We start from the raw sequence: 26,570 nt of genomic DNA, 5'->3' as shown, positions 1-26,570 counted from the left end.
AAAAGCCGGCCTTGCGCCGGCTTTTTCGTTGCGCAATTGCGCTAGCCAGGCTAGTCCGCGATCAGTGCCTGGATCACCTGTTCAGCCAGTTCGACCGGGCTTGAGCGATCAGCCTGCAGGTGCAGTTCCGGATGCTCCGGAGCTTCGTAAGGCGAATCGATGCCGGTGAAGTTGCGCAACTGACCTGCTCGCGCCTTGGCATATAGGCCTTTCACGTCGCGTCGTTCGGCCTCGGCCAGCGGCGTATCGACAAACACTTCCAGGAACTCGCCTTCGCCGAACAGGCTGCGTGCCATCTGGCGTTCAGCGCGGAATGGGCTGATGAAGCTGACCAGCACGATCAAGCCGGCATCGGTCATCAGTTTCGCGACTTCCGCCACGCGGCGGATGTTCTCCACGCGATCCTCGTCGGTGAAACCAAGATCCTTGTTCAGGCCATGGCGGACGTTGTCGCCGTCCAGCAGGTAGGTGTGCTGTCCCATCGCCAGCAGCTTCTTCTCGACCAGGTTGGCGATGGTCGACTTGCCGGCGCCGGACAGACCGGTGAACCACAGGCAGCGTGGTTGCTGGTGCTTGATCCGCGCCCTCGCCTGCTTGTCCACGTCCATGTGCTGCCAGTGGATGTTGCCGGCACGGCGCAGGGCGAAATCCAGGGTACCGGCGGCAACTGTGGCATTGCTCTGGCGGTCGATGAGGATGAAACCGCCGAGCGCGCGGTTGCGCGCGTACGGCTCGAACGCGACCGGCTGGTCGAGGTGCAGGTTGCAGTAGGCGACCTCGTTGAGCTCGAGGTGCTTGGCGGCCAGGTGTTCCTGCGTGTTGACATCGATCTTGTGCTTGATCTCGGTGACCGACGCACCCACGGTGCGGGCACCGATCTTCAGCAGGTACGGCCGCCCCGGCAGCAGGCGCTCATCGCCCATCCACAGCAGGTGCGCAGCGAACTGGTCGGCGACTTCCGGCGGGTCGATTGCTGCCGCGATCACATCGCCGCGGCTGGCATCGATTTCGTCCGCCAGCGTCAGCGTCACCGCTTGCCCATCGCTCGCGTTTGCGAGGTCGCCATCGGCAGTGACGATGCGCGCCACGGTCGAGCGCCGACCCGAAGGCAGCACCGCCACTTCATCGCCCACCGCGACTTGCCCGCCGACGACCGTGCCGGCGAAGCCGCGGAAATCCTGGTTCGGTCGATTGACCCATTGCACCGGCAGGCAGAATGCAGCGTCGGCCGATACCGGTTCGACCTGCACGGTTTCGAGGTATTCGAGCAGCGACGGCCCCACGTACCACGGCATCGCACTCGATGCCGAAATCATGTTGTCGCCTTTCAATGCCGACAGCGGGATCGCTTGCACGTGCGGGATGCCGAGCTGCGCGGCAAGTTCACGGTAGTCATCGACGATGGCGTCGAACGCCGATTGGTCATAACCCACCAGATCCATCTTGTTCACCGCCAGCGCGACATGGCGAATGCCGAGCAGCGAAACGATGTAACTGTGCCGGCGCGTCTGCGTCAGCAGTCCCTTGCGCGCGTCGACCAGCACCACGGCAAGGTCGGCAGTGGACGCGCCCGTGGCCATGTTGCGGGTGTACTGCTCGTGGCCGGGGCAATCGGCGACGATGAACTTGCGCCGCTCGGTACCGAAGAAACGGTAGGCCACATCGATGGTGATGCCCTGCTCGCGCTCGGCGGACAGGCCATCGACCAGCAACGCGAAATCCAGTTCGCCGTTCTGGGTGCCGTGCTTGCGGCTGTCGGATTCCAGTGCGGCCACTTGGTCGTCCAACAGCAGTTTCGTATCGTGCAGCAGGCGCCCGATCAGGGTGCTCTTGCCATCGTCCACGCTGCCGCAGGTGATGAAGCGCAGCAGACCCTTGGTTTCATGCTGCTGCAGGCAGGCGGCGACCTGCGCGTTTGCATCATGGAGGCTCATCAGAAATAGCCCTCCTGCTTCTTCTTCTCCATCGAGGCGGTGGGATCGTGGTCGATCACCCGTCCCTGCCGTTCCGACGACGTCGCCACCAGCATCTCGGCGATGATCTTCTCCAGCGTGTCGGCCTCGGACTCGATCGCGCCGGTCAGTGGATAGCAGCCCAGGGTGCGGAAGCGCACGCGTTTGAGCACCGGGGTTTCGCCTTCATGCAGCGGCAGGCGTTCGTCGTCGACCAGGATCAGCGCGCCATCCCGTTCGATCACTGGGCGTTCCTGCGCCAGATACAGCGACGGTACCGGGATGTTCTCGCGGTAGATGTACAGCCAGACGTCGAGCTCGGTCCAATTGCTGATCGGGAACGCGCGCACCGATTCACCCTTGTGGACGCGTGTGTTGTAGAGGTTCCATAACTCGGGCCGCTGGTTCTTCGGATCCCAGCGTTGTTGCGCGTTGCGAAAGCTGAAGATGCGTTCCTTCGCCCGCGATTTTTCCTCGTCGCGGCGCGCACCACCGATAGCGGCATCGAAGCCCCACTTGTCCAGCGCCTGCTTCAGCGCTTGGGTCTTCATCACGTCGGTATGCACGGTGGCGCCATGCGTGATCGGGCCGATGCCCTGCGCCACGCCCTCGGGATTGGTGTGCACGCGCAGCTCGATGCCGGTGTCCGCGGCGCGACGATCACGGAACGCGATCATCTCGCGGAACTTCCAGCCGGTATCCACGTGCAGCAGCGGAATTGGCGCGCGCGCGGGATAAAACGCCTTCTGCAACAGGTGTAGCAGCACGGAGCTGTCCTTGCCGACGGAATACAGCATCACGGGATTGCGGAATTCGGCCGCGACTTCCCTGAGGATATGGATGCTTTCGGCTTCCAGCCGGTCGAGATGTGAAAGTGCTGCGTTCAAGGTCATGCGATGCGTTTCAATGATCGCGCAGAGTATCAGCTGCTCTTGCCGGAGCGCAGGCGCAGGACATTCTCGGGCGGCATGAAGGCATCACTGCGGGCGGCCTGCCAGAAATCCTGGAACACCGCGTGCTCCGGGATACGCCCACCTAGCAGTTCGCCCGGCTCAAGGAAGCGGTACAGCGCACGCAACGAACGCACTTGGGTCGGCGACACCCGCCGCAAGATGTGTTCCGGGCCGAGCTGGTCGGGGTGTTCCAGCCCCGCCGCGCACAACAAGTCGCGCAAGGCGTGCAAGGTGTTTTCGTGGAATTCGGCGACGCGGCTGGCTTTGTCGGGCACGTCCAGCCGTTTCCAACGTTTCGGATCCTGGGTGGCGATTCCGGTCGGGCAGCGGTCGGTGTGGCAGCTCATGGACTGGATGCAACCCAGCGCGAACATGTAGCCGCGCGCAGCGTTGCACCAGTCCGCGCCCATCGACAGCGTGCGCGCGATGTCGAACGCACTGGTGATCTTGCCGGCCGCGCCGATCTTGATCCGGTCGCGCAATTCCAATCCCACCAAGGTGTTGTGCACCAGCATCAAGGCCTCGTGCATCGGCACACCGACATGATCGATGAACTCGGCCGGCGCCGCACCGGTACCGCCCTCGGCACCATCGACCACGATGAAATCGGGGGTGATGCCGCTTTCCTGCATGGCCTTGGCGATTCCGAACCATTCCCAGGGATGGCCGATGGCCAGCTTGAAGCCGGTGGGCTTGCCGCCCGAACGATCGCGCAACCTGTCGACGAATTGCAGCAATCCCAGCGGCGTCGAGAACGCCGTATGCCGTGCCGGCGACACGCAATCGCAACCCATCGGCACGCCGCGCGTGGCCGAGATCTCGGCGGTCACCTTTGCTGCCGGCAACACACCGCCATGGCCCGGTTTGGCGCCCTGCGACAGCTTCACCTCGATCATCTTCACCTGCGGATCGCGCGCGTTGGCGGTGAAGCGTTCTTCGTCGAAGCCACCGGCATCGTTGCGGCAACCGAAATAGCCCGAGCCGATTTCCCAGACCAGGTCGCCGCCGGCCTCGCGATGATAGGGCGAGATCGAGCCCTCGCCGGTATCGTGGTAAAAGCCGCCACGCTTCGCCCCCGCGTTCAACGCACGGATCGCCGCGGCGGACAGCGCTCCGAAACTCATCGCCGAAATGTTGAACACACTCGCCGAATACGATTGTGCGCGACCTGCGCCGATGGTGATGCGGAAATCGGCGGAGGCGACGCTTGCCGGTGCGATCGAATGGTTGATCCATTCGTAATCGACCGCGTACGGATCGTGCAGGCTGCCGAATGGACGCACGTCACTGACGCCCTTGCCGCGCTGGTACACCAATGCGCGTTGCTCGCGCGAGAACGGCACCTCGGCGGTATCGGACTGGATGAAATACTGCCGCATTTCCGGGCCGATCGATTCCAGCCCGTAGCGGAAATGCGCCAGGATCGGATAGTTGCGGCGCAGGGTGCTCCTGCGCTGCAGGAGATCAAGCGTGCCCAGCAGCGACAGGCCACCGAACGCCGCGACGCCCCACCACCAACCCGGATGCAGACGTACCAACGACAACGCCACCAAGGTCAAGGCAAGACTGGTGATGTAAGCGACGTAACGGGACACAGCATCTCCGGTGAATGGTGCCTGGGGAGGGACTCGAACCCTCATGGCCTTGCGGCCGGCGGATTTTAAGTCCGATGCGTCTACCGGTTTCGCCACCCAGGCTTGCACGCAAGCTTACGACACGCTTGGCATCGCCCAAAGAAAAACCCCGCCGGAGCGGGGTTTCCAGATTCCATCGGAATGATGGAGGCCGAGGTCGGAATTGAACCGGCGTACGCGGATTTGCAGTCCGCTGCATAACCACTCTGCCACCCGGCCGGATGACGGTTACATCTTACTGAAACAACGAAGCCCCGCGTACGGGGCTTCGTCTGAACCTGGAGCGGGAAAAGGGATTCGAACCCTCGACCCCGACCTTGGCAAGGTCGTGCTCTACCACTGAGCTATTCCCGCGTTGAGCCCGCCATTTTACGGCTTCATTCCGGAGTGTCAACACCCTTTGTTTCCTGCGCCCGCAACACAGGCCATGCGGCACGCACATACTCGTAGCCCGACCACAGGGTGAGGATCGCGGCCGCGGCCAGCAACCATTCGCCGAACAGGAACACCGGGATTCCCAGCAGGGGTTCCCGATACAGCAGGAAGCCCAGTGCGACCATCTGCACCACGGTCTTGACCTTGCCAACAGTGGCCACCGCCACCTTCGCTCGCTGGCCGAGCTCGGCCATCCATTCACGCAGGGCGGAGACCGCGATCTCGCGGCCAATGATCACACTGGCCCACAGCGCCATCCACACCGTGTGGTGGTGCTGCACGGTGATCACCAATGCGGTCGACACCATCAACTTGTCCGCCACCGGATCCAGGAAGGCACCGAACACCGAATATTGCTGGTAACGGCGCGCGATCCAGCCATCCAGCCAATCGGTGATGGAGGCGAAGGCAAAGATCACGGTCGCGGCGATATTCGTCCAGCGGTAATCGAGGTAATAGACGATCACCAGCACCGGGATCATCGCGATCCGCGCCAGGGTTAGCCATGTAGGTATCGTCAGTTTCATCCTTGCTCCTGCACCCCGCCCCGCTCCGCTCCGCCCTGCTCCAACCCGTGCAGGCTAGCCCAGATACGCTCGGCGAGCGCACGGTTGACCCCTTCGACCTTGGCGATATCGTCCACCGCCGCCGCCTTCAATCCTGACAGACCGCCAAAATGCCGCAAGAGGGCCGCGCGCCGGCGCGGACCGATCCCGGCGATTTCCTCCAGCCGGCTGCTGTTGCGCGCCTTCTGTCGCTTGCCGCGATGGCCGGTGATGGCGAAGCGATGGGCCTCGTCGCGCACCTGTTGCACCAGTTGCAGCGCGGGCGAAGCTGCCCCCGGCTGTACTTCGCGCCCATCCAGCAGCAACAGGGTTTCCGCGCCGGCTTTACGCGCCGGCCCCTTGGCCACGCCAACCAATGCCACCCCGGCCACGCCGCTTTCCTGCAATACAGCCTGCGCTTGCGCCACCTGCCCCGCGCCGCCATCGATCAGCAGCACGTCCGGCAGTACCGCATCCGGCTCGCCCTCGGCGACCGGGCGGAAACGCCGTTGCAGCGCCTGGTGCATGGCGGCATAGTCGTCGCCCGGTTCGATGCCGGCGATGTTGTAGCGTCGGTACTGGTTGCGTACCGGGCCGGCCGCATCGAACACCACGCAGGAGGCGACCGTCGCCTCGCCCATGGTGTGGCTGATGTCGAAGCATTCGATTCGCTTCGGTGCCTCGGCCAGGCCCAGCAACTCGCGCAGCCCTTCCACCCGTGCCTGTTGCGCGCTGCTGCTGGTCAGTTCGGTCGCCAGCGTCAGCTCCGCGTTGCGCTTGACCAGGTCCAGGTGCGCCGCGCGTTCGCCACGCACATTGCTGCGCAACTCGACCTTGCGGCCGGCATGTTCGGCCAGCGCCTGTTCGATCAGTTCGCGCTCCGGGATATCGCGATCGAGCACGATTTCCCCTGGTGGCGGCTGTTCCGCGTAGTACTGCGAGACGAATGCAGCCAACACCTCGGCGGCGCTGTCCTCGCCATTGGTCTTGGGGAAGAAGGCACGCGTGCCTAGGTTGCGGCCATCGCGGAACGCCAGCAACAGCACGCAGGCCGATGCGCCCTGCATCGCCACCGCCAGCACATCCAGATCGGCGTTGCGTCCATCGACGTATTGCCGCGTCTGCAGCTTGCGGATGGTGGCGATCAGGTCGCGCAGGCGCGCGGCCGCCTCGAATTCAAGCTCGTCGCTGGCCCGCTGCATCGCCGCGGTCAGTTCATCGCCGAGTTCTTCGCTGCGCCCATCGAGGAACAGGCCAGCGCGACGCACCGCATTGGCGTAATCGCCGGCGTCGACCAGCCCCACGCAGGGCGCGCTGCAGCGACCGATCTGGTGCTGCAGGCAGGGCCGGCTGCGATTCTTGAACACGCTGTCCTCGCAGCTGCGCAGGCGGAACAGCTTGTGCATCAGGTTGAGCGTTTCGCGCACCGACACCGCGCTCGGGTACGGGCCGAAGTAACGCCCCGGGATCGCGCGCGGCCCGCGGTGGAAGGCGATGCGCGGCCATTCCTCCCTGGTCAGCAACACGAACGGGTAACTCTTGTCGTCGCGCAGCATCACGTTGTAGCGCGGCGCCAGCGACTTGATCAGCTGGTTTTCCAGCAGCAGCGCGTCGGCCTCGCTGCGGGTGACGGTGACTTCGATGCGCGCCACCTGCGCCAGCATCGCCATGATCCGGGTCGACTTCGGGGTGGCGTTGAAATAGCTGCCGACGCGGTTGCGCAGCGCGCGCGCCTTGCCGACATAGAGCACGCCACTATCGGCATTGATCATCCGGTACACGCCTGGCGCTGCGGGCATGGCAGCGGCAACAGCCTTGCCGTCGAACTCCGGCACGGCGGCGTCGGTCTTGCGCTTGCTCATTCGCGCCCGTCCATGCCCGCGCGGCTCAGAAACGTCCCTGGCGGATGCGCTCGACCATGCCCAGCGCCGCCGCATCGACCAGCTTGAAGGCCTTTTCGAAATCGCGGGTGTCGCCGTAATACGGATCGGGGATGTCCTTCTTGCCGACGCCGCTCCATTCCAGCAAGAGCTCGACATCCGCATGCGACGTACGCGGCTTGCGCACGCGCGCATCGTGCAGGATGGTGCGATCCGCGCAGAGAATGAAGTCGAACTCGTCGAAATCGGCGATTTCCAGGGCGCGTGCGCGCTGCGCGGAAATGTCGATGCCGTGCTTGGCCGCGCAGGCGATGGCGCGTTCATCCGGCGCATGGCCGATATGCGAGCGGCCAGTCGCCGCCGAATCCACCCGCACCTTGTCGGCCAACCCCGCTTCCTCCAGCCGCGCGCGCAGCACGCCTTCCGCCATCGGCGAGCGGCAGATGTTGCCCAGGCAGACCATCAATACACCCAGCTTCCTTGCCATTACGTGCGAGTCCTTTCCCGCTTTTGGTACCTGCGCTCAGCGCGCTCGAGATCCTCCGGCGTGTCCACGCCCGGAGGAAAAGGCGATGGAGCGAGGTTCACCGCGATCCGCCAACCTGCCTCCAGCGCACGCAACTGTTCCAGCGACTCGGTGCGCTCCAACGTCCCCGCCGGCAGTGCCGCGAATGCGCGCAGGGCAGACGCGCGATAGCCATAAATACCGATGTGTCGCAGCCAACGGCCTTCCGGCATCGCGTCGCGCTTCGTTTCAGAAGCATGCGTCGCGAAGGCATCGCGCGGCCACGGCACCGGCGCGCGGCTGAAATACAGCGCATCGCCGCTATCGGCCAACACCACTTTCACCGCGTTCGGGTCGAGCAATGTTTCGATATCGCCGATCGGCGCGGCCAAGGTGGCGATGCCGGCACCGCTGTCGGCAACGGTACGCGCCACGCAAGCGATGCCGTCGGCCGGCGCGAAGGGCTCATCACCCTGCAGGTTGACCACGATGGTGTCGTCGTCCCAACCAGCGATGCGCGAACACTCGGCCAGGCGGTCGGTGCCCGATTGGTGCGCGGCCGAGGTCATCGCCACCTGCACGCCACTGCCCTGCAAGGTATCGGCGATGCGGGTATCGTCGGTCGCCACCCACACCTCGCGCGCACCGGCGGCGAGCGCGCGACGGGCGACATGCAACACCATCGGTTCGCCGCCGATCAGGCGCAGCGGCTTGCCCGGCAGGCGCGAAGCCGCGTAACGCGCGGGAATGGCGACGACGAAATCGGGAGCGCTCATGCGGCCATTATGGCCGAGCCGGCAACCGATCCAGCAATGCGATCCAGAACGCTTCCGGCAACCGCGCCTGCACCGGCACCATGAACGCCATGGCATCGACAAGACCGGCGCATTTCACCGCGTCCTTTTCGGTCATCAGGATCGGCAACTTGCTGCCGAAGTCGAAATCCGCTGCCTGGTAGGCGTGATGGTCGGGGAAGGCATGCGGCACCACCGCGATGCCGGCTTCCCGCAGCATCGAAAAAAACCGTTCCGGATCGCCGATCCCGGCCACGGCGTGCACGCGTTGCCCGGCGAAGGCGGACAACGGCTGCGGCCGGCCGCCAAGCAAGGGTTGTGCTGCACCGACCTGCAGGCGCATCGGCCATTCGCCGAAGCCGGCTTCACGCTGCACCTCACCCTCGCTGGTGGTGCCGAGGTTCAACACGCGGAAATCGCAATCCGCCGCGCGCTCCACCGGTTCGCGCAAGGGGCCCGCTGGCAACAGGCGGCCATTGCCGTAGCGGCGACGTGCGTCCTGCACTTCGATCTCGATGTCGCGGGCCAGTCGGTAATGCTGCAAACCATCGTCGCAGACGATCACGTTACAGCCAGCGGCGACCAGTGCACGCGCGGCGGCAACGCGATCGCGATCCACGCGCACCTTCGCACCCGTACCGCGTGCGATCAGCAGAGGCTCGTCGCCGGCCTGCGCGGCATTGCTGCCGGCATCGACCCAACGCGGGGTCGCTTCATCTTCGCGGCCATGCCCGCGGCTGGCGACGCCCGGCGTCCAGCCCTGTGCACGCAAACGTTCGACCAGCGCAATCACCAATGGCGTCTTGCCGGTGCCGCCGGCGGTGATGTTGCCCACCACGATCACCGGCGCACCCGCCGGCCGGCTGCGCAGCCAGCCTCGGCCATACGCCTTGCGGCGCAATGCGGTAACGCTGGCGTACAACGCGGACAGCATACGCGCAGGCCACGGCGGCATGCTGCCGTCATACCAGTACGCCGGGGTTTGCGGCAAACGCCTGCGGGTCATGTGGCCGCGTTGCCTTCGCGGAACTGCATCGCGTGCAGGTGCGCATACAGCCCGCCACGTGCCAGCAATTCCGCGTGCGTGCCCTGCTCCACCAGCCGGCCGCCGTCCAGCACCAATACCTGGTCGGCATGTTCGATGGTCGAGAGTCGGTGCGCGATGACCAGCGTGGTGCGATCCGGGATCAGGTGCGCCAGCGCGTCCTGCACCAGACGTTCGGATTCGTTGTCGAGCGCTGCGGTGGCCTCGTCCAGGATCAGGATCGGCGCGTCCTTCAACATCGCACGGGCAATGGCCAGGCGCTGGCGTTGACCGCCGGAAAGCTTGCCGCCCTTGGCACCGATATGGGTGTCCACGCCCTCCGGCAGCTTGGCGACGAATTCCATCGCGTTGGCGTCACGCACGGCGGAATCGATGCGCTCCCGTGCTGCATCTTGCAGTTCGCCATAAGCCACGTTATCGGCCACGCTGCCGTCGAACAACATCACCTGCTGACCGACGATGGCAATCTGCCGGCGCAAGTCTTGTAGCGGATAGTCCGCCAGCGGCTGTCCATCAAGCAGTATCTGCCCGTGTTCGGCCTCGTAAAAACGCGGGATCAACTTGACCAGCGTCGACTTGCCGCTGCCGGAGCGACCGACGATGGCGGTCACCGTACCGGGCTTCGCGATGAAGCTGATGCCGTGCAGCGCCGGCGCGTCCTGGCCTTCGTAGCGCGCATCGACGTCCTTGAATTCGATCAGGCCCTGCGCGCGTTGCAGCGGGCGCATGCCTTCGTCGCGTTCGCTTGGCGCATCCATCACCGAGAACAATCGATCCGCGGAACTGATGCCACGCTGCAGCATGCTCTGCACATTGGTGAGCTGGCGCAGCATCGGCACCAGGCTCACCATCGCGGTCATGAGGGTCATGAAGTCGCCGGCGGTCAGTCGTCCCTTCTGAGCCTCCATGCCTGCCGCAACCAGCATCACCGCCACGCCGACCGCGCCCAGCCCCTGCACCAGCATCGACAAGGTGCCGCGGGTGACTTCGATCTTCAGCGCCAGGCGCAAGTTCTTCAGCGTCTGCACGCCGTAGCGCGCCATCTCCGCCGGTTGCGCGCCATAGGCTTTCACGTCCTGCTGGGCGTTCAGGGCCTGGTCGGCGGTCTGCAGCATGTCGGCCGCGGACTCCTGGATCGAATGGTTGAGCCGGCGATAACGCTTGCCGACCTTGCCCATCATCCATGCCATCACCGGCGCCAACAGCAGCAAGACCAGCGAGACCCGCCAGCTGGTCCAGAACATGATCCCCAGGGTGGCGATGATGCCCAGCGTGTTGCTGACCATCACCTTCAGCGCATCGACCGCCGCTTGCGCCACCTGTTCGCTGTCCGCACCGAGCCGGGTCAGCATGGACGGCACCGGCTCGGTGTCGAAACGTGCGCCGGGCAGGCGCAGGTACTTGTCCATCAGCTGCATGCGCAAATCGCGCGCCACGCCGCGCCCGGAGCGCGCGATGGTGTAGTCCGCAACCAGTCCGAACAGGCCGCGCGCCAGCAGCAGCAGCACCAAGCCGGCCGGCAGCCAATAACTAAAATTCTTCTCGACGAAGATGTTGTCGACGATGGGCCCGAGCAACTTCAGCGTGCCGGCGCTGGCCGCCGCTTCCAGCGCCATCCCCAGCATGCCGACGGCGATCAGCCCCCAATACGGCTTGGCGTACTGACGCAGGCGCTTGTAGGTGGCGGATGTTCCGATCTCGCTCACTGCTTGGCGGCCCCGGCATTCGGCTTACCGGTCTGTGGCGCGGTCGCATTGGCGATCCGGCGGAAACCGAGCTGGCCCAGCGCGTCGTACACGGTGATCACCGCCTGCCACGGCGTGCGTGCGTCGGCGCGGATCAGCACCACGCGCTCGCGATCTTCGCCGGCGACATCGCGCAGGGTCTGCTTCAACGATTCCACGTCGGTACGCAGCACTTCGCGATCACCGACGAAATAGCGGCCCTGCGCGTTGATCAGCACGCTCAGCGGCTGCGTCTTGACGTCCGCCGGCTGGCCGTCCGCGCGCGGCAATTCCAGCTTGAGCACGGAGCGCGCATCGAAGGTGGTGGTGACCACGAAGAAGATCAGCAGGCACAGCAGCACGTCGATCAACGGGATCAGGTTGATCTCCGGGGTGTCGTCGGTGCGGAAGTCCTGGATACGCACGCGTAGCGCCTCAGTTCGTCGACTTCGCCGCGGGCGCGTTCGGCGCGGGTGCGGCATCGAGCACGTCCATCAGGCGGATCGCCTCGTGCTCCATGTCGACGATGTAGCCGGCGATGCGCCCGCGGAAATAACGATGGAACGCCAGCGCCGGGATCGCGACCAACATGCCGGTCGCGGTGCACACCAACGCCTTGCCGATGCCGCCAGCCAGCTGGTTGGCATCGCCGATGCCGTGGTCGAGGATGCCCAGGAACATCTCGATCATGCCGACCACGGTGCCGAACAGGCCCAGCAGCGGCCCCGCCGCGGCGATCGTGCCCAGCGTGTTGAGGTAGCGCTCCATCCGGTGCACGAGATGGCGGCCCACATCCTCGACCCGCTCGCGGATCACCTCGCGGCCGCGATCGCGGACATCGAGCGCAGCCGCGAGCAACGCACCCAATGGCGAATTCGAACGCAGCGAATCCACATGCGCGGGATCCAGCGGCTTGCCGCGCGCCACCCAGGCGCGCACTTCGTCGCCCAGCCCGGGCGGCAGCACGCGGTCGCGGCGCAGGCTCCAGAAGCGTTCGACGATGATCGCCAGCGCGATGGCCGAGAGCAGCAACAGCGGGATCATCGGCCAGCCACCGGCGCGGATCAGTTCCAGCACGCGTCAATCCTTCGGCCTGCATGGCCGTTACGACTCCGGTGCGTAGCATAGCCCAGCCGTTCCATGCCGCCGCCGCGCGGCATCCCATAATCGCGACTTGTCGCTGCGCCGTTCGGTCAGTTGCAGGCCGTCACCGCCCAGCCAGACCCGTACCGCGCCGGCGCGTGCGGTGTCCACGACTTCCGCACCGGCATCGCACCAGCGCCGCACCACCTGCGGTTTCGGATGGCCGAAACGATTGCCCGCGCCGGACGACACCACCGCCAATCGCGCGCCGGTGGCGGCGATGAACTCGGGATCCGACGAGCCAGCGCTGCCGTGATGCGGGACGATCACCACGTCATTGCGCATGCGGTCGGCATCGCGATGCAGCATCGCACGTTCCACGTAGTGGCCGATGTCGCCCGCCAGCAATGCGCTTCCATGCGCGGTCTCGACGCGCAGCACGCAGCTGGCCTCGTTGCCCAGATAGGGAAAGTCCGGTGTCGGATGCAACATGCGGAAACGCACGTCATCCCATTCCCAGGTTTGCCCGGCGACACAATTGACGATCCCCGGCGCCGGGCTACCGATAGGCGCCAGCAATGCGGCCACCGGAAAGGCCCTGTCCACTGCGCCCCAACCGCCGGCATGGTCGTTGTCGCCATGACTGAGCACTGCGGCGTCCAGCGCGCTCACACCCAGCGCATGCAGCGCCGGCACGACCGCACGTTCGCCGGCATCGAAACCGTCTTCGTTGGCCGGCCCCGTGTCGTAGAGCAGGCTGTGATGCGCGGTTTGCACCAGCACCGACAAGCCCTGCCCCACGTCGATCACCACCAGTTCGGCCTCGCCCCGCTTCGGCAAATCGCGTGGCGGGCACAGCAAGGGCAACCACAGCAGCAGCGCCAACGGCTTGCCCGGCACGCCGCGCGGCAGCATCAACCAGAATGCGGACAGCAACGCCAAGGGCAGCGCGTACCAGCGCGCTTCCGGCAGCCAGGCCATCGCCAGCGGACTGTCGGCGATGCGCGCAAGCACCGGCCACAACAGGTCGAACGCCCAGGTCGCCGCTTGCCAAAGCCACATGCCGAAGCCTGCGTGCACGCTGTCGGCCAGCACGCCGAGCAAGGCCAGCGGAATCACCACCAGGCTCCACCACGGCACTGCCGCCACATTGGCCAAGGGCCCGGCGAACGAAGCCTGTCCGAACAGCATCACCGTCAACGGCAACAGGCCCAGCGTCGCCACCGCCTGCGCCGCGACGAAGCCGTGCACCATCGCCCAACGCCGTGGCCCCTGCTCCGCCGGCAGGCACCACAGCAGCCACGCCACGCCGGCGAAGCTGAGCCAGAATCCGGCACCCAATATCGACAGTGGATCCAGCAGCAACAGCGCGATACAACCCAGCGCAAGCGTGTCCGCCAGTCGTTGCCGGCGACGCAGGCAACGCGCGGCCACCAATGCTGCGATCATCACCGCAGTGCGCAACGTCGGTAGCGCGAAGCCGGTCATCGCTGCATAGGCGAAGGCGCCGTCAACCGCGCCGAAACCCGCCGCGAACGGGCGCGGGACGAAGCGGCACAGACCGGGAAACGCCCACCAGACCGCAGCCGCCAGCAAGGCGAAGAAACCCGCGACCAAGCCGACGTGGAAGCCGGAGATCGCGATCAGATGGGTCAATCCAGCCGCGCGCAACCGCGACCAGTCCTCGTCGCTCAGGCTGCGGGTATCGCCCAACGCCAGCGCGCGGATGAAGCGCGACGAAGGCGCGGCCATCGCGGCAATGCGCATGCTGGTGCGCTCACGCCAGGCATCGATGCCGGCCGCTGGCGCCAATCGTTGCGCCGATGCCGGTTCCAGCACATAACCGGTGGCGGCGATGCGCGCGGCCATGGCCTGTTTCTCGCCATCGTTGCCGCCCGGGTTGCGCAATGCCTGCGGCGCGCGCAACCGCACTTGCAGCTGCCAGCGACTTCCGGCGATCAGGCCTGCGCGCGCTTTCGGATCCTGGTCGAACCAGGCTAGTCGCAAGCGTTTTCCGCGCAAATCGGCAGGCTGCCCGGCATCGCCATCGACCACGAATTCAAAACGGGTACGGCGCGCTTCGTGCAACGGCAGATCGACGATGCGCCCGCTGATGGTGTTCGGCTTGCCCTCCAACGTCAGCGGAATCTGCTGATGCAGCGCGTAAGTTGCATGCAAACCGGCGAACCCGAAACCGAACAGCAACACGCCCGCGACACGCGCTTCGCGCCAACGCCACGCGATGCCGATCCCCGCCAACAGCGCCAGCGCGAGCAGCGGCCACGCAGGCAGCCACGGCAAAGCCAGGCAGGCACCGATGCCAGCCAGTAGCGCCGTCGCGCAGGCCGGCCCGGACAGTGCGGGCACTGCAGCCACGCGGATCTGCGGCCAAGACCATGCTCGGCGGGCGGAAATCGGAATGCTGATCGCCATGTCGCCAGCATCGACATCAAGCCGACAGCAGGCGATCAGCGCTGTACGCTGCTACGGGTCAGGGAATCCCGATGCGGGCGGGCGTCAGACCTCGTGCGCGGCCAATTCGCGCAACTTGCCCTCGTGCAGCTCCAGCACCCGATCCAGCTTGCGCGCCAGGCTGCGGTCGTGGGTCACCAGCACCAGGCTGGTGCGCTGCGCGCGATTGAGTTCCAGCATCTGCGCGAACACATTCGCAGCGGTCTTTTCATCCAGGTTGCCGGTAGGTTCATCGCCCAACACGCAGGCCGGAGTATTGACCAGCGCGCGCGCGACAGCAGCACGCTGGCGTTCGCCGCCCGACAGCTCGCCCGGCTTGTGTCGCAGGCGATGGCCAAGTCCGACCGATTCCAGCAGGTCTTGCGCGCGTTTGTGCGCCTCGTTCACGGCCTTGCCAGCCAACAGCACCGGCATCATCACGTTTTCCAGCGCGGTGAATTCCGGTAACAGGTGGTGGAACTGGTAAACGAACCCCAGCGCGCGGTTGCGCAGGCGGCCGCGCTCGGCATCGGACAAGGCGCTCATCTTCTGCCCGGCCACGAACACTTCGCCGGCACTGGGTACGTCCAACCCGCCCAGCAGGTGCAGCAAGGTGCTCTTGCCGGCGCCGGACGCACCGAGGATGGCCACGGTCTCGCCGGCCTGCACGCGGAAATCGAGGCCGTCGAACACCTTGGTATGCAGGTCGCCTTCGGCATAGGTCTTGCCGAGCTGCTCCGCGCGGATCACTTCTTCAGACATCTGTTCACTCATAACGCAGCGCCTCCGCAGGCGCGGTACGCGCCGCGCGCCAGGCCGGATACAGCGTGGCCAGGAACGCCATCGCCAAGGCCACGCAAGCAATGGTGGTCACGTCGGACGCCTGCAGGTCGGTCGGAAGGCCAGTGATGTAGTAGACGTCTTCGGGCAGCAGCTGCACGCCGAATACGTATTCGATGGCGCTCAGGATGCGATCCAGGTTGAGGGTCAGCAGGATGCCCCCGACAACACCAGCCACGGTGCCGATCACCCCGATCAGGCTGCCCTGCACCATGAACACCTGCATGACCTGGCGCGGGGTCAGACCCAACGTGCGCAGGATGGCGATATCCGCCTGCTTGTCGGTGACCAGCATCACTTGCGAGGAGACCAGGTTGAAGGCACCCATCGCGATGATCAGCGACAGCAGGATCGCCATCACCGTCTTCTCCATCTTCAACGCGCGGAACAGGTTGGCATTGTCCTGGGTCCAGTCGCTGACGCGGAAGCCGCTGCTGGGCGACCCTGCTTGCAGCTTGGTGGCGATGTCGCGCGCCACGTTGAAGGCCTGGTCCATGTCCTGCATCTTCAGGCGCACGCCGGTCACGCCATCGCCCATCCGCAGCAGGCGTTGCAGGTCGTGCAGGTTGACCACGGCCAGGCCCTTGTCGAATTCGTTGTAGCCGGCTTCGAAAATGCCGCTGACCACGAATCGCTTCTGGGTCTGGACACCGCCCATCGGCGTGTTTCGATAGTCGGCGAGCATGACGACCACGTCATCGCCCACGCTCACGCCCAGCCATACGGCCAGTTCGCGCCCGAGCACGATCTTGAAACTCCCGGGCTGCAAATCCGCCAGCTTGCCCTGCACCAGTTTCTGGCCGATCACGGAAACTTTTTCTTCCTGCCCCGGCTCCACGCCACGCAACAGCGCCGGCTGGTTGTTGCTGCCGAGGATCAAGGCTTCCTTCTCGATGTAGGGCGCGGCACCTTCCACGCGCGGATCCTTCAACGCGACATCCACCGCCCGCTGCCATTCCTGCAAGGGTTCGCCGTAGCCGCTGACCGTGGCATGCGCGGCCATTTGCAACATGCGGTCGCGGATCTCGCGCTGGAACCCGCTCATGACCGACAACGTGGTGATCAGCGCGGTCACGCCCAAGGCGATGCCCAGGATCGAGGCCAGCGAGATGAAGGAAATGAAGCCGTTGCGGCGTTTGGCGCGCAGGTAGCGCAGGCCGATGGCGACGGGGACGGGTTTGAACATCGAGGACCCTTGGTTTGGCCGCCTATCCTGCCATCGATGCACTGTCCGATGCAGCTTCGCGGCGCTGCATGGCAATCCGCAGTTCACGCCGCATTCCGGCAGGCAACCGATCTGGCCACAGCGAGGCGCGCTGCCGGCGGCCTTCCCCATCGCGCCAACGCAGGAAAGCCAGCGGACCGCGCCAACCAAGCTGCAGGTCGTCGATCCGTTCGCCATCGCAGGTGGCGGTACCGCGTCCTGCGGGAATCACCAGCTGTCGGGGCGGCATCGCCCGGTATCGCCTGGCATCATGGATGGCCCATCCGCATGCCACCAATGCAAGCGGCCAAGCCGCGATACGCGGCAAATCCGAGGCAATCAGCGATAACGGCGCGAGGAAGGCCAACGACCACAGCATCGCGCCCAGCCAGCGCGAAGGCCGCCACTCAAGGCGGCAGGGAGCGGATGCGATCGACGAGCGCCGCGATTTCGACATCGGACGACACTTCATGGCCAAGGAACCAACGCCAGAGCTTGTCGTCTTCTGTGTCCAGCAGCTGCAGGAACACCTCGCGCTGCGCGGTAGGACTTTGCCGCCATTCGCGATCCAGCCAGCGTTCCAGCAGCTGGTCGAGCTCGCGCATGCCGCGCCGGCAACGCCAGCGCAGTTTTCGCAGTTCGACTTCGTCCGCTTCCATCGCGTCTGTCAGACGCGACGCTCGAGCATCAACTTCTTGATCTCGCCAATGGCCTTGGCCGGATTCAGCCCCTTCGGGCAAGTCCGCGCGCAGTTCATGATGGTGTGGCAGCGGTACAGCTTGAACGGATCTTCGAGGTCGTCCAGGCGGCTTCCGGTGTCTTCATCGCGCGAGTCGATGATCCAGCGGTAGGCCTGCAACAGGATCGCCGGACCGAGATAGCGTTCGCCGTTCCACCAGTAGCTGGGGCAGCTGGTGCTGCAGCAGGCGCACAGGATGCACTCGTACAAGCCGTCGAGCTTGGCCCGGTCTTCCTTCGACTGCAGGCGTTCGCGGGTGGGCGCGGCGGTCTGCGTGCGCAGCCAGGGCTTGATCGATGCGTACTGCGCATAGAAATGGGTCAGGTCGGGAACCAAGTCCTTGACCACTTCCATGTGCGGCAGCGGGTAAATCGGCACTTCGCTGTTGCCCTTGCCGCAATCCTCGATGGCCTTGGTGCAGGCCAGCGTATTGGTGCCGTCGATGTTCATCGCGCAGGAACCGCAGATGCCCTCGCGGCAGGAACGACGGAAGGTCAGCGTGGGGTCGATCTCGTTCTTGATCTTGATCAGCGCGTCGAGAACCATCGGCCCAGTGGAGGCCAGGTCGACGTCATAGGTATCCACGCGCGGGTTCATGCCGTCGTCGGGATTCCAGCGATAGACCTTGAAGGTACGCGGCTTCTTCGCGCCCGCAGGCGCCGGGAAGTGCTTGCCCTTCTGGATCTGCGAGTTCTTCGGGAGGGTGAATTCGGCCATCGTGTGTGCTCCCGATCAGTAAACGCGCGGCTTCGGCGGCACCACGTCAACATCGCTGCTGAGCGTGTACATGTGCACCGGGCGGTAGTCGATGTGGGTGTTGCCGGCATCGTCCACCGAGCACACGGTGTGCTTGTGCCAGTTGGCGTCGTCGCGATCCGGGAAATCCTCGCGAGCGTGCGCGCCGCGCGATTCGGTGCGGTTTTCTGCACTGACGATCGTGGTCAGCGCCTGGCCCAGCAGGTTCTGCAGCTCCAGCGTTTCGATCAGGTCCGAGTTCCACACCAGCGAGCGGTCGTTGACCTTGACGTCGGCGAAGCTGGCATTGATGTCGCGGATCGCCTTGACGCCTTCGGCCAGGGTTTCGCCGGTGCGGAACACCGCCGCATCGCGCTGCATCGCGCGCTGCATGTTGTTGCGGATTTCCGCGGTCGGCGTGCTGCCGTGCGCGTTGCGCAGCTTGTCCAGGTTGGCCAGCGCCTTGTCGCAGGCATCGGCCGGCAGGTCTTTCTGCGCTGCGCCCGGGGTGATGGTCTCCGCGGCGCGATTGGCCACCGCACGACCGAACACGACCAGATCCAGCAACGAGTTCGAACCGAGACGGTTCGCACCGTGCACGGACACGCAGGCGGCCTCGCCGATGGCGTACAGGCCCGGCACCACGGCATCGGGATCGCCGTTCTTCAGCTGCACCACTTCGCCGTGGTAGTTGGTGGGGATGCCGCCCATGTTGTAGTGCACGGTCGGGATCACCGGGATCGGTTCCTTCTCCACGTCCACGCCGGCGAAGATCCGCGCGCTCTCGGCGATGCCGGGCAGCTTCTCGTGGATGTCCTTCGGGTCGAGGTGGGTGAGGTCGAGGAAGATGTGGTCCTTGTGCTCGCCCACGCCGCGGCCTTCGCGGATTTCGATGGTCATCGAACGCGACACGACGTCACGCGATGCCAGGTCCTTCGCGTTCGGTGCGTAGCGCTCCATGAAGCGCTCGCCAGCGCTATTGCGCAGGATGCCGCCTTCGCCGCGCACGCCTTCGGTGATCAGGCAGCCGGCACCGTAGATGCCGGTGGGATGGAACTGCACGAACTCCATGTCCTGCAACGCCAGCCCGGCGCGCAACGCCATGCCGCCGCCGTCGCCGGTGCAGGTATGCGCGGACGTCGCGCTGAAATACGCGCGGCCGTAACCGCCGGTGGCCAGCACCACGCCCTGCGCGCGGAACAGGTGCAAGGTGCCCTCGGCCATGTCGAGCGCGAGCACGCCGCGGCAGGCGCCGTCCTCGTCCATGATCAGGTCGAGTGCGAAGTATTCGATGAAGAACTGCGCCTCGTGCGCCAGCGACTGCTGGTACAGGGTGTGCAGGATCGCGTGGCCGGTGCGGTCGGCGGCAGCGCAGGTGCGCTGGGCGATGCCCTTGCCGTAGTGCGTGGTCATGCCGCCGAACGGACGCTGGTAGATCTTGCCCTCGTCGGTGCGGCTGAACGGCACGCCCTGGTGCTCGAGTTCGATGATCGCCGGGATCGCCTCGCGGCACATGTACTCGATGGCGTCCTGGTCGCCCAGCCAATCCGAGCCCTTGATGGTGTCGTAGAAGTGGAAGCGCCAGTCGTCCTCGCCCATGTTGCCGAGTGCGGCAGAGATGCCGCCCTGCGCCGCGACCGTGTGGCTGCGGGTCGGGAACACCTTGCTGATGCAGGCGGTCTTCAGGCCCTTCTGGGCCAGGCCGAAGGTGGCGCGCAGGCCGGCGCCACCGGCCCCGACCACGATCATGTCGAATTGGTGTTCAGTGATCTTGTAAGCGGACATCGTGGATCAGCTCCCGAGCGCGATGCGGACGATCGCGAGCACGCCGGCGATGGCCGCCAAGGCGCAGACGAAGATATTGGCGAGGTGGGCGATGCCACCCAGCAGCGGCGTGTGCACGTAATCCTCGATGATCACCTGCAGACCCAGCTTGGCGTGCCAGAACGCGGCGACCAAGAAAGCGATGAGGATCATGGCATTGAGCGGATCCGCCACGATGGCGCGGGCGATGGGGTACTCGGCACCCGCGATGCCGAACAGCAGCCCGATCAGATAGAGGCCGCACAAGGCCAGCGCGATCGCGGTGATCCGCTGCCACATGAAGTGGCCCGTGCCTTCCTTCGCCGAACCCAAGCCGATGGCGCGTTTCAGCGGCGTCCGGAAATCCGGTTGCATGCTCACCCTTGCCCCCAACGCATCAGTACGATGCCCCAGACGACGACGACCAGCACCACGCTGCCGATGATCGAGACCCAGCTGCTGCGAACGAATTCCGGGATCGACCAACCATGCCCTGCATCCTGTATCAGATGGCGAAGACCGTTGACCAGGTGGTAGGCCAGTGCCCAGCTGAAACCAAACAGGACGATCTTGCCGAACGGCGAGCCGACGCAGGCGGCGAACGCTTCCCAGCGCTCCGGGCCGGCAGCCAGGGCCGAGAGGCCCCAGACCATCGCCAGCATGCCGACGGCGAGTGCCATGCCGGTGGCGCGATGCAGGATCGACGTGACCATCTGGACCTGCCACTTGTAGACCTGCAGGTGCGGTGACAACGGACGTTCGCGACGAGGCGAATCAGGAGCAGCCATGGGCGCTGTGCTCTCCGGGCTGGGCGGCTTGCGCCGCGTGGCGATGGATCAGAAGTCGATGCAGCGGCCGTTCTTTTCCCAGTCGCCGTAGCGGGTCGGCTCGAGGCCGCCGCGTCCACCGATTTCGAGCGCGTGCTCGATGGCGGGCTCAGGCTGCGAGGCCGGCTTCGACGCGGGTTCCGGGTTCGGAACCGCGGCCTCGGCAGGCTCGGGGCTGGAAGGGGTTTGGCCTATGATCGACGCATTCACAACCCTGCAAGTTTAAGTCCCGCCCCCATGTCCCACAACCCGCAAGCCGCATCCGCACTGGAATTCAACCTTCCGGGCCACGACGTACTGGCCCTGGAAGGCCGCGATGCCGTGGCCTTCGCGCAGGCGCAGTTCATGAATGACGTCGCCGCATTGGCCGACGGCCAATGGCAGTGGAACGGCTGGCTGACCCCGAAAGGCCGGGTAATCGCCCTGTTTGCGCTGTTGCGGTTCGATGCCGAGAAGCTCTGGCTGGTCCTGCCGGATGTCCTGTCCCGCGACCTGGCCACGCAGCTGCAGCGCTATGTATTTCGCAGCAAAGTCACGCTGAAGCCGATGGATATGTGCAGTGTCGGCAGTTTTGACGCCCCATACAAAGCGACTGGCGCGAGTTTCGCCGTATTCGAAGAAGGCGAAGTCGAACTGGATATGGGCGGCGAAGGTGGCCCACGCTGCCTGCAGATCAGTTACGTACCGGCACCTGAAAACGAAGAGGCTGCCGCCCGCTGGAACGCCGCCGATCTCGCCTACGGCCTGCCCCGCCTCCGCGACGCACAGGTCGAAGCATGGACGCCGCAGCAGCTGTCGCTGGATCGGCTCAAAGCTTTCAGCGTGAAAAAGGGCTGCTATCCCGGGCAGGAAATCGTGGCGCGGACGCACTTCCTGGGCCAGGTGAAACGCGGGCTGGCGCTGTTCGAGTCCGCCACGCCCTTCGAAGCCGGCAGCGAGGTACGCGCTGACGAACGCGCCATCGGCAGTATCGTCAGCACGGCGGGCAGCTTGGCGCTCGCGGTGATGCCGTTGGATGCCGACACCGCGTCGCTGACGGTCGGCGAAACCGCGCTCACCCCGCGCCCCTTGCTGGGTGGCCTGCAACGGTGAGCCGCGAAGGCGCCAGCCTGCGCACACTGCAACGCCGCTCGACCGCCGGGACGAACGATGCGCAGGATCAGGTTGCCGACGAAATCCCGGTCGCCCTGCACTACAACGGCACCTCCTTCGCCGTATTGATGGCGACGCCCTGCGACCTGGCCGACCTCGCCCTCGGCTTCTCGCTGAGCGAAGCGTTGATCGCGGATGCCGGCGAGCTGCGCATCGATGTCTTCGAGGAATCACTGGACGGCATCGCCATCCGCATGACGGTGCCAGAGACACGCGCGGAGGCATTGGCGAATCGCGGCCGCAACCTGCCCGGCTACGGTGGCTGCGGCGTTTGCGGCAGTGCGGATATCGAATCGGCATTGCGCACACCGCCGCGCATCGAAAGCACGACAAGCATCGACGAAGCCGCCCTGCATCGCGCCCTCGCCGCCCTGCACGCACGACAGCCCTTGAATGCCGCGACTGGCGCAACACACGCGGCCGGCTTCGCCGATGGCGAAGGCGAATTGCTGTTGGTGCGCGAAGACGTGGGCCGCCACAACGCGCTGGACAAGCTGATCGGCGGCATGGCGAGCGCCGGAATCGATGCCGGCAACGGCTTCGCCATCGTCACCAGCCGCGCCAGCTACGAATTGGCGATGAAGACCGCGCAAGCCGGCATCCCGCTGCTGGCGGCGATTTCGGCACCGACCACGCTGGCGATCGCGGTGGCCGGATCGGCCAGCCTGTGCCTGATCGGTTTCGCCCGCGATGGCCATTGCAGCGTGTACGCGCACCCGCAGCGGCTGCTGCGCTGACCAACCTCGCGCAACGCGTTACTTGCGCTTGTTTTCCTTCGCCAGCACGTCCGCCGCCGCGATGATGTCCTCGTCCTTCGGGATCACCAGGAACGCGGCGCCGGCCAGCGGCGTATAGGTATCCGCGCCGACCACGCGCTTCAGCGGCTTGCCGCCATGGCCGGCTTCGGTGATCGCGGTGATCACGCCCTCGCCGATGCCGGCGCTGTGGCGGCCTTCATCCACCACCAGGATGCGCGCGCATTCGCCGGCATGTTTGGCGATGGCCGATTCGTTCAGCGGCACCAGCCAGCGCAGATCGACCACGCGCACTTTCCAGCCATGCTTCTTTTCGATTTCGCGCGCGGCACGCAGGCTCATCGGCATGCCATTGCCGAAGCTGAAGATCACGCAGTCGGCCGCATCCGGGTTGTAGACGCGTTCCTCGCCCAGCACCAGCGCCTGGTCGGGCGCGGGATATTCGGTCAGCCACAGGCCGTCGCCGGCTTCGTACAAGTCTTTCGTCATGTACAGCGCGATGGGCTCCAGGAACACGCTGACCCGGCCATCGACCTTCGACAAGGCCGCCAGCGTGCGCAGCATCATCGCCGCATCGTCGCCGCGCGACGCGCAGCCAACCACCAGGCCCGGGATGTCGCGCAACGCGGTCATCGAGTTGTCGTTGTGGAAATGCCCGCCGAAGCCGCGCTGGTAGCCCAGGCCGGCGATGCGCACCACCATCGGGTTGCGGAACTGATCGTTGCTGAAGAACTGCAGGCTGGCCGCCTCGCCGCGGATCTGGTCGATGGCGTTGTGCAGGTAAGCCAGGTATTGGATCTCCGGGATCGGCAGCATGCCCATGTTGGCGAAGCCCTGGGCCATGCCCAGTATCATCGTTTCATCGAGCAAGGTGTTGAACACGCGCTTGTTGCCGAACGCCTTGTGCAGGCCCTTGGTCACCGTGTACACGCCGCCCTTCTGCGCCACGTCCTCGCCGAACAGCAGCGTCTCCGGGTACTTGGCGAACAGGTCGTGCAAGGCCTGGTTGATCTGGATGGCGAGGTGCTTCGGCACCTGTTTCTCCGGCAACTTGTCCTCGCTTCCGAACGCCTTGATGCGTGCGTCCGCCGGGGGCATGCGCGTGGCTTCTGCCTGCACCTTGTCCGGCGTGTACGGCGCCAACGGGCGCATCACGTGCTCCAGCGTCTCGATGCGTGGGCGCTGGTCCGCGTCTTCCGCCGCAGCGAAGCACTTGCGGCGGGTGTCCTCGTACAGGGCGATTATCTCGTCCTTCGACATCAACCCGGATTCCAGCGCGATCTGCGCGGAACGCAGCAACGGATCGCCGGATTCGACCTTCACCAGTTCCTCGATGCTGCGCCACTCGATCTCGAAGTCGGTGCCGGCGTGGCCCATGATGCGGGTGGTACGCAGGTGCAGGAAGGTCGGGCGGCGGGTGCGACGGCAATGCTCGACTGCGCGCAGCACGTCGCCGTACCCGTTCGCCAGGTCGAGGCCATCGGCGAAGTAATAATCGAGGTCGGGACGGTTGCGGAAGCTCTCGCCGATCCAGCCAGTCGGGGTCTTCACCGAAATACCGATGCCGTTGTCCTCGCACACGTACAGCACCGGTGCCGGCAGCTTCTGGTAGGCCGTCCAGCTGGCCGCGTTGAACGCGGTCTGCGCGGTGGCGTGATTGGCCGAGGCATCACCGAAGGAACAGATCGCGATGGAATCGTCGGGGATCGGCAACTGGTGGCCGATGCGGCGTGCGGCTTCGATCGCGACTGCCGTACCCAGCGCCTTCGGCAGGTGCGAGGCGATCGTCGAGGTCTGCGGCAACACCCACAGCGGCTTGCTGCCCCACACCTTATGGCGGCCGCCCGATGCCGGGTCTTCCGCGCTTGCCGCGAACGACAGCGCCGAATCCATGATCGGATCCATGCCCGGCAGCTTGCGGAAGCGCTCCGCCATGAAGCCGCCGCTGCGATAATGCAGGAAGGCCGGATCGGTGTGGCGCGCGGCGCGCGCAACCATCGCATTGCCTTCGTGGCCGGACGAACCGATGGTGTAGAAGACCTTGTTCTGCACGCGCAGCACGCGCGCCATCAAGTCCAGATGGCGCGAGATCAGCTGCGATTCGAACAGTTCGCGGAAACCCTGTGCGTCCAGCGCGCTGCCGTCCAGGATGGGCTCGTTCGGCGCCGGCTTCGCATCGGCACGACCATCCCAGCCCTTCACGAGCTCGCTGAAATTGACGTCGCAGATCTCGGCGCGGTTGAGACCCTTCATGCGGGCGGGGATCGGGTTGGGAATGCTGGCGAACATGTGGTTTCCGTCGTGCGGGCGTGCCGCGATGTGGATCAGGAAGATTGGTCGATCAAGGCCTGCGCCTGCGCATCCGGCGCGGGCGGCGGCACGAAACTGGAGGTTGCCTCGACCCGCGCAAGCCAATCGCGCAACGCCGGATACGCGTCCAGCGCGATGCCGCCATGCGGGGCGACGCAGGTATAGGCATACAGCGCGATATCGGCGATGCCGTATGCGGCGCCGGTGAACCACGGGTTCGAGGCGAGATGTTTCTCCATCACCGCTAGTGCCGCGTGGCCGCGCTCGCGCAGCTTCGGCAGGTCGGCGCGGCGCGGCGAATCGCCCGGCGTCCAGCCGCAGATGAAACGGGCAACGGCGATGTAGGGTTCGTGGCTGTACTGCTCGAAGAACAGCCAGCTCAGCGCCTGCGCCTTCTGCCACGAATCGGCAGGCAAAAAGGCCGTACCTTCGGCCAGCCAGCACAGGATCGCGTTGGATTCGGCGAGGACCCGGCCGTCGTCCAGCTCGATGATCGGCACGCGCCCGTTCGGGTTCTTGTCCAGGAACGCCGGCGTACGCGTTTCGCCAATCGCGCTGTTGGTTTCGATCCAGTTGTAGTCGCGCCCGAGCTGCTCAAGCAACAACTTCACCTTGTGGCAATTGCCGGAAGGCGAGAAACCGTAGACCGTGATCATGCGAAGCGTTTCCGGTTCTCGGCCCATTCGGCGCGGGTTTGGCCCCAGGCGTCCGATAGCGCGTCTTCGAACGGCGGCGGCAGCTTCACCGCGCCCAGGTTGCGCGAACCCAACCGCTGCGCGAGCGCCTGCGAGGGAACATTGCCCGGATCGATGCAATGAATCACATCGTCCCAACCCAGGTTGGCGAACGCCCAGTCGATGGCGGCAACCGCGGCTTCGGTCGCATAGCCATTCCCCCACGTGTCGGGATGGAAGGTCCAGCCAACCTCGTTGCCCGGCCAGCCATCCGGCTTCCATGGACCAGCTTGGCCCAGCCAGCGGCCGCTGGATTTCTCGACCACCGAAAACATGCCGAAGCCCTGCACCACCCACGCGCCGGGCATCTGCAGGAAACGCCGCCATGCCGCAGCGCGCGGCTGGATGCCGCCGATGTAGCGCGCGGCGTCCTCGTTTCCGAGCACTTCGGCATAACGCTCGAAATCGCCCGCCTGCGGCACGCGCAGGATCAGGCGCTTGGTTTCCAGTATCGGGCCGAAGTCCATGCC

At 65.5% G+C, this 26,570-nt stretch carries 26 protein-coding genes and 3 tRNA genes; 2 read left to right on the top strand and 27 right to left on the bottom strand.

Annotated features, from left to right (window positions below; genetic code table 11):
* Positions 1 to 50 precede the first annotated feature (50 nt).
* The 24 genes from cysN to G7079_RS06880 all read right to left on the bottom strand — a co-directional run bounded on the left by cysN (position 51) and on the right by G7079_RS06880 (position 21,359).
* Positions 51 to 1,934 (bottom strand): sulfate adenylyltransferase subunit CysN, encoded by a 1,884-nt coding sequence (gene cysN, locus G7079_RS06995; protein ID WP_166056619.1) that lies wholly within the window; start codon positions 1,932 to 1,934, stop codon positions 51 to 53.
* Entirely contained in the window at positions 1,934 to 2,845 is a 912-nt protein-coding gene (gene cysD, locus G7079_RS06990; protein ID WP_166056618.1) for a sulfate adenylyltransferase subunit CysD, read from the bottom strand. The genes cysN and cysD overlap by 1 nt, the downstream gene beginning before the upstream one ends.
* Positions 2,846 to 2,874: 29 nt before the next feature.
* A complete protein-coding gene (locus G7079_RS06985) occupies positions 2,875 to 4,500 on the bottom strand; it encodes an FMN-binding glutamate synthase family protein (RefSeq protein ID WP_166056617.1) in 1,626 nt (541 codons plus the stop codon).
* 15 nt (positions 4,501 to 4,515) lie between these two features.
* A tRNA-Leu gene (locus G7079_RS06980) sits at positions 4,516 to 4,602 on the bottom strand.
* Between the two features lie 82 nt (positions 4,603 to 4,684).
* Positions 4,685 to 4,758: transfer RNA gene (locus G7079_RS06975), tRNA-Cys, on the bottom strand.
* Positions 4,759 to 4,818: 60 nt separating this feature from the next.
* A tRNA-Gly gene (locus G7079_RS06970) sits at positions 4,819 to 4,893 on the bottom strand.
* A gap of 23 nt (positions 4,894 to 4,916) precedes the next feature.
* Positions 4,917 to 5,501, bottom strand: coding sequence for a CDP-diacylglycerol--glycerol-3-phosphate 3-phosphatidyltransferase (gene pgsA / locus G7079_RS06965; RefSeq protein ID WP_166056616.1), 585 nt, complete (start codon positions 5,499 to 5,501; stop codon positions 4,917 to 4,919).
* A complete protein-coding gene (gene uvrC / locus G7079_RS06960; protein WP_166056615.1) occupies positions 5,498 to 7,381 on the bottom strand; it encodes an excinuclease ABC subunit UvrC in 1,884 nt (627 codons plus the stop codon). The genes pgsA and uvrC overlap by 4 nt, the downstream gene beginning before the upstream one ends.
* Positions 7,382 to 7,406: 25 nt before the next feature.
* A complete protein-coding gene (locus G7079_RS06955) occupies positions 7,407 to 7,874 on the bottom strand; it encodes a low molecular weight protein-tyrosine-phosphatase (RefSeq protein ID WP_166057871.1) in 468 nt (155 codons plus the stop codon).
* 11 nt (positions 7,875 to 7,885) lie between these two features.
* Entirely contained in the window at positions 7,886 to 8,680 is a 795-nt protein-coding gene (kdsB, locus tag G7079_RS06950; protein ID WP_166056614.1) for a 3-deoxy-manno-octulosonate cytidylyltransferase, read from the bottom strand.
* Between the two features lie 7 nt (positions 8,681 to 8,687).
* Positions 8,688 to 9,704, bottom strand: coding sequence for a tetraacyldisaccharide 4'-kinase (gene lpxK / locus G7079_RS06945; protein ID WP_166056613.1), 1,017 nt, complete (start codon positions 9,702 to 9,704; stop codon positions 8,688 to 8,690).
* Positions 9,701 to 11,449 (bottom strand): lipid A export permease/ATP-binding protein MsbA, encoded by a 1,749-nt coding sequence (gene msbA, locus G7079_RS06940; protein WP_166056612.1) that lies wholly within the window; start codon positions 11,447 to 11,449, stop codon positions 9,701 to 9,703. Before msbA ends, lpxK begins: the two co-directional genes overlap by 4 nt.
* Positions 11,446 to 11,892 (bottom strand): biopolymer transporter ExbD, encoded by a 447-nt coding sequence (locus G7079_RS06935; RefSeq protein WP_166056611.1) that lies wholly within the window; start codon positions 11,890 to 11,892, stop codon positions 11,446 to 11,448. The genes msbA and G7079_RS06935 overlap by 4 nt, the downstream gene beginning before the upstream one ends.
* 10 nt (positions 11,893 to 11,902) lie before the next feature.
* The gene (locus tag G7079_RS06930) at positions 11,903 to 12,544 is read right to left on the bottom strand and encodes a MotA/TolQ/ExbB proton channel family protein (protein WP_166056610.1); all 642 of its coding nucleotides are present in this window, start codon (positions 12,542 to 12,544) and stop codon (positions 11,903 to 11,905) included.
* Positions 12,545 to 12,571: 27 nt separating this feature from the next.
* The gene (locus G7079_RS06925; RefSeq protein ID WP_166056609.1) at positions 12,572 to 14,983 is read right to left on the bottom strand and encodes a DNA internalization-related competence protein ComEC/Rec2; all 2,412 of its coding nucleotides are present in this window, start codon (positions 14,981 to 14,983) and stop codon (positions 12,572 to 12,574) included.
* Positions 14,984 to 15,067: 84 nt separating this feature from the next.
* Positions 15,068 to 15,775: a lipoprotein-releasing ABC transporter ATP-binding protein LolD gene (gene lolD, locus G7079_RS06920; RefSeq protein WP_166056608.1), complete on the bottom strand. Its 708-nt coding sequence runs from the start codon at positions 15,773 to 15,775 to the stop codon at positions 15,068 to 15,070.
* On the bottom strand, positions 15,768 to 17,027 hold the full coding sequence (locus G7079_RS06915) for a lipoprotein-releasing ABC transporter permease subunit (protein ID WP_166056607.1): 1,260 nt from the start codon (positions 17,025 to 17,027) through the stop codon (positions 15,768 to 15,770). Before G7079_RS06915 ends, lolD begins: the two co-directional genes overlap by 8 nt.
* Positions 17,028 to 17,049: 22 nt before the next feature.
* Positions 17,050 to 17,295: a hypothetical protein gene (locus tag G7079_RS13410; protein WP_240906136.1), complete on the bottom strand. Its 246-nt coding sequence runs from the start codon at positions 17,293 to 17,295 to the stop codon at positions 17,050 to 17,052.
* Positions 17,296 to 17,452: 157 nt separating this feature from the next.
* Positions 17,453 to 17,704, bottom strand: a complete 252-nt coding sequence (locus tag G7079_RS06905) for a succinate dehydrogenase assembly factor 2 (protein ID WP_166056605.1) — start codon at positions 17,702 to 17,704, stop codon at positions 17,453 to 17,455.
* Positions 17,705 to 17,712: 8 nt separating this feature from the next.
* Positions 17,713 to 18,501, bottom strand: coding sequence for a succinate dehydrogenase iron-sulfur subunit (locus G7079_RS06900; RefSeq protein WP_166056604.1), 789 nt, complete (start codon positions 18,499 to 18,501; stop codon positions 17,713 to 17,715).
* 15 nt (positions 18,502 to 18,516) lie between these two features.
* The gene (gene sdhA, locus G7079_RS06895) at positions 18,517 to 20,304 is read right to left on the bottom strand and encodes a succinate dehydrogenase flavoprotein subunit (RefSeq protein WP_166056603.1); all 1,788 of its coding nucleotides are present in this window, start codon (positions 20,302 to 20,304) and stop codon (positions 18,517 to 18,519) included.
* 6 nt (positions 20,305 to 20,310) lie between these two features.
* Positions 20,311 to 20,697 (bottom strand): succinate dehydrogenase, hydrophobic membrane anchor protein, encoded by a 387-nt coding sequence (sdhD, locus tag G7079_RS06890; protein ID WP_166057870.1) that lies wholly within the window; start codon positions 20,695 to 20,697, stop codon positions 20,311 to 20,313.
* Positions 20,698 to 20,699: 2 nt separating this feature from the next.
* Positions 20,700 to 21,110, bottom strand: coding sequence for a succinate dehydrogenase, cytochrome b556 subunit (sdhC, locus tag G7079_RS06885; protein WP_166056602.1), 411 nt, complete (start codon positions 21,108 to 21,110; stop codon positions 20,700 to 20,702).
* 48 nt (positions 21,111 to 21,158) lie between these two features.
* On the bottom strand, positions 21,159 to 21,359 hold the full coding sequence (locus tag G7079_RS06880; protein WP_240906135.1) for a DUF1674 domain-containing protein: 201 nt from the start codon (positions 21,357 to 21,359) through the stop codon (positions 21,159 to 21,161).
* 27 nt (positions 21,360 to 21,386) lie between these two features.
* Here G7079_RS06880 and G7079_RS06875 point away from each other — a divergent pair, with 27 nt between their 5' ends.
* Both G7079_RS06875 and fdhD read left to right on the top strand, forming a co-directional pair.
* Positions 21,387 to 22,241: a folate-binding protein YgfZ gene (locus G7079_RS06875; RefSeq protein WP_166056601.1), complete on the top strand. Its 855-nt coding sequence runs from the start codon at positions 21,387 to 21,389 to the stop codon at positions 22,239 to 22,241.
* Between the two features lie 17 nt (positions 22,242 to 22,258).
* Positions 22,259 to 23,038: a formate dehydrogenase accessory sulfurtransferase FdhD gene (fdhD, locus tag G7079_RS06870; protein ID WP_240906274.1), complete on the top strand. Its 780-nt coding sequence runs from the start codon at positions 22,259 to 22,261 to the stop codon at positions 23,036 to 23,038.
* Positions 23,039 to 23,056: 18 nt separating this feature from the next.
* Here the strand turns inward: fdhD and G7079_RS06865 are convergent, their stop codons facing one another.
* Genes G7079_RS06865 through G7079_RS13350 form a run of 3 tightly spaced genes read right to left on the bottom strand, consistent with a single transcriptional unit; the run spans position 23,057 to position 26,567 of the window.
* The gene (locus G7079_RS06865; protein ID WP_166056599.1) at positions 23,057 to 25,345 is read right to left on the bottom strand and encodes a thiamine pyrophosphate-dependent enzyme; all 2,289 of its coding nucleotides are present in this window, start codon (positions 25,343 to 25,345) and stop codon (positions 23,057 to 23,059) included.
* Positions 25,346 to 25,380: 35 nt separating this feature from the next.
* Entirely contained in the window at positions 25,381 to 26,049 is a 669-nt protein-coding gene (locus tag G7079_RS06860; RefSeq protein ID WP_206203183.1) for a glutathione S-transferase family protein, read from the bottom strand.
* Positions 26,019 to 26,567, bottom strand: coding sequence for a GNAT family N-acetyltransferase (locus G7079_RS13350; protein ID WP_206203182.1), 549 nt, complete (start codon positions 26,565 to 26,567; stop codon positions 26,019 to 26,021). Before G7079_RS13350 ends, G7079_RS06860 begins: the two co-directional genes overlap by 31 nt.
* Positions 26,568 to 26,570 lie beyond the last annotated feature (3 nt).

Origin of the sequence: Thermomonas sp. HDW16 (assembly GCF_011302915.1) — a bacterium.
In the GTDB taxonomy this organism is placed as follows: Bacteria; Pseudomonadota; Gammaproteobacteria; order Xanthomonadales; family Xanthomonadaceae; genus Thermomonas.
This window is presented reverse-complemented; position numbering and strand designations above follow the sequence as displayed.